The following is a 3357-nucleotide window of genomic DNA, read 5'->3' on the forward strand; positions in this document are numbered from 1 at the left end:
ACCCCCACCGACACCAACCACCGACCGACACGGGAAGCCCGCGCATCCAACTCCGCGAACGACACCCCGACACCATCAGCCGACGACACCACCGCCACCGCAGACGGCACCGCCGCCACCCGCGACTCCACCTCCACCAACACCGACCGCACCACCGGCTCCACCACCGGCACCCCATCCACCAACACCACCGGCAACTCGGCCGGGGAGAGGCAGACGGTCCGCGCGTCGCCGTCCACGTCGGCGGCCATCGCCTCCAGTACGGCCCGGTACATGCCACCGAGCCGGGTGAGCGCCTCCGGGGTGAGGTGGCGCCGGCTGGCGAGCAGGGTGACGAAGCCGAGCCGGCTGATCACCCCGAGCGGGAACTCGGTGGGACTGTCGTCGATCGAGTCGGCGTAGTCGATCTCCTCGGTGTCGATCTGGTGGAAGTCGTGGAAGCTGAACCGGACGTCCAGCATCCGGCCGCCGTCGCCGGTCTCGCGCTGGAGCGCCGACAGCGGGTACCGCCGGTGCGGCCACAACGCCAACTCGGTGTCGAACGTCTGCCGGATCAACTCCCGCCACGTCCCCACCCGCGCGTCGTGCCCGAACGGCACGGTGTTCAGGTGCATGCCGTACACCCGGTCCGCGCCGGCCACCTCGGGCCGGATGTTGCAGACCAGGCCGGTGAAGAACCGTTCGGCGCCGGTGAGCTGGCTCATCACCTTCAGGTGCGCGGCCAGCATCACGGACTTGAACGGCACCCCGAGGGTGCGGGCCAGGCCGCGCAGCGTGGGCTCCAGGTCGTGCAGGGGTACCCAGTGCTCGTGCTTGACGCCCTCGTCGACGTCCGGGTCGGCCCACGCTTCGGGCAGGGCGAACCGGTCCCGGCCGGTGAGCGCCCGCTGCCAGAAGTCCCGGTCGGTGCCCTCCCGGGTGGACCGCAGCTCGGCGGCGACCGCGTCGGCGAACCGGACGGGCGGGGTGGGCCGCTCCTGCACCGGCAGTCCGTCGCGGATCCGGTGGTAGTCGCGGACCACCTCCATCATCAGCGAGTGGTAGCTCCAGCCGTCCAGGATGGGGTGGCACTCGGTGAGGGTCAGCCACCAGCTCCCGTCGGCGCAGACCCGGGCGTGCAGCCGGAACAGCGCGGGCTGCGCCAGGTCGAACAGGTTGGCCCGTTCGGCGGCGATGAAGTCGCGCAGTTCCTGCTCCAGGCCGGCCCGGTCGGTGGCCACGGCCCGGTCCATCGCCACCGGCATCTGCGCGGTGGCGTGCACGAGCTGCATCGGTACCGAGTAGCCGGTCAGGTCGAACGAGGTCCGCAGCACCTCGTGCCGCTGCACCAGCAGGTCGGCGGCGGCCCGGAACGCGGCGAAGGAGAACTCGCCCCGGTCGGGGATCCGGTAGGTGGTGACGTTGTGGTACGGGTTGCGGTCGTCGTCGGCGAGCAGCTCGACCAGCATGCCGAGCTGGGCCTGGGTGCACGGGTACGCGTCGACGAGCCCGTCGGGCAGGGCGGCCCGGTCCGCCTCGGAGATCAACTCGAACGGGGCGACCGCCGCCTCCGGGGCGGCCGGGGCGGGCCGGCCGGTGAGGAACTCGGCCAGTTCGGCGACGGTCCGCCGCTCGAACAGGTCCCGGACCGTCACGTCGAAGCCGGCGGCCTGGAGGCTGGTGGCGAGCGCGACGGCCCGGATCGAGTCGCCGCCGATGTCGAAGAAGCCGTCCTCGACGCCGATCCGGGCCACCCCGAGCACCTCGGACCAGACCGTGGCGATCCGCTCCTCCACCTCGGTACGCGGCGCCAGGTAGGGCCGGTCGGTGGCGGTGAGCCGGCGGTCCGGGGCGGGCAGGGCGCGCTTGTCGAGTTTGCCGTTGACGGTCAGCGGCAGCCGGGCCAGCGGCACGAACGCCGTCGGGATCATGTAGTCGGGCAGGGTACGGGCCAGCGCGGCCCGGATCTGCGCGGGCCGGAGCAGTTCGGCCCGTTCGTCGAGCACGGAGTACGCGACGAGCCGGCGGGCACCCGGGGTGTCCTCCCGGACCACCACCACCGCCTCGCGTACCCCGGGCAGGGCGGCCATCGCCGCTTCGATCTCACCCAGCTCGATCCGGTAGCCCCGGATCTTGACCTGGTCGTCGATCCGGCCGAGGAACTCCAGGCTCCCGTCGGTACGCCGCCGGGCCAGGTCACCGCTGCGGTAGAGCCGGGCACCGGCCGGGCCGTACGGGTCGGGCACGAAGCGTTCGGCGGTCAGCGCCGGCCGGTCGAGGTAGCCGCGCGCCACGCCCGGTCCGCCGACGTGGATCTCCCCGGCGACGCCCACCGGTACCGGGTTGCCGTGCGGGTCGAGCAGGTGGATCGCGAGGTCCGGCAGGGGGTGGCCGATCCGGCTGGCGGCGCCGTCGACCAGGTCACCGGGGGTCAGCTCGTGGCAGGTGGCGTGCACGGTGATCTCGGTGATGCCGTACATGTTGAGCAGCCGGGGCGCGGTGAGGCCCCGTCGGGTCACCCACGGGTCGAGGTCGGCGAACTCCAGTTTCTCGCCGCCGAAGACCACCGCGCGCAGTGCGAGCCGGTCGATCCGGGGGTCGCCCTCGCGGGCCAGCCGGACCAGGCTGCGGAACGCCGACGGGGTCTGGTTGAGCACGGTGACCCGCTGGTCGACCAGCAGGTCGAGGAAGTCCTCCGGGGTACGCGCCACCTCGCGGGGGACGACGACCAGTTTGCCGCCGTAGAGCAGGGCGCCCCACAGTTCCCAGACGGAGAAGTCGAAGGCGTACGAGTGGAACAGGGTCCACACGTCCGAGGGGCCGAACCCGAACTCGTCCTCGGTGGTCGCCATCAGCCGCAGCACGTTGCCGTGGGTGAGGCAGACCCCCTTGGGGCGGCCGGTGGAGCCGGAGGTGTAGATGACGTAGACCAGGTTGTCCGGACCGACCCGCACGGCGGGGGCGGTGCCGGGCCGCTCGGCGAGCGCGGTGACCGTCTCCGGGTCGTCGAGCACGACCACGGTGCCGGCGAACCCGGCGAAGCGTTCCCGGTGGGCGGTGTCGGTGACCACGATCCCGACGGCACCGTCGTCGAGCATGAACGCCATCCGGTCGGCCGGGGTGCCGGGGTCGACCGGCAGGTACGCGGCCCCGGACTTGAGCACCCCGAGCAGGGCGGCGACCAGGTCGGGGCCCCGGCCCAGGCAGACCGCGACGAGCTGTTCCGGGGCGGCGCCGAGGTCGCGCAGGTGCCGGGCGACCCGGTTCGCGGCGGTGTCCAGTTCGGCGTACGTCCAGCTCCGCCCGGCGTGCACGACGGCCGGGGCGTCCGGCGTGGCGGCGGCCGTGGCGGCGAACCGGCCGTGCACGGTGCCGGTG

General features: G+C 73.1%; 1 protein-coding gene. It reads right to left on the reverse strand.

Features of this window, described 5'->3' with window-relative positions:
- Positions 1-3357: non-ribosomal peptide synthetase (locus GSF22_RS32155; protein ID WP_208817674.1), on the reverse strand; the 3357-nt coding region annotated here is incomplete at both ends.

The organism is Micromonospora echinofusca (assembly GCF_017614955.1).
Classification (GTDB): domain Bacteria; phylum Actinomycetota; class Actinomycetes; order Mycobacteriales; family Micromonosporaceae; genus Micromonospora; species Micromonospora echinofusca_A.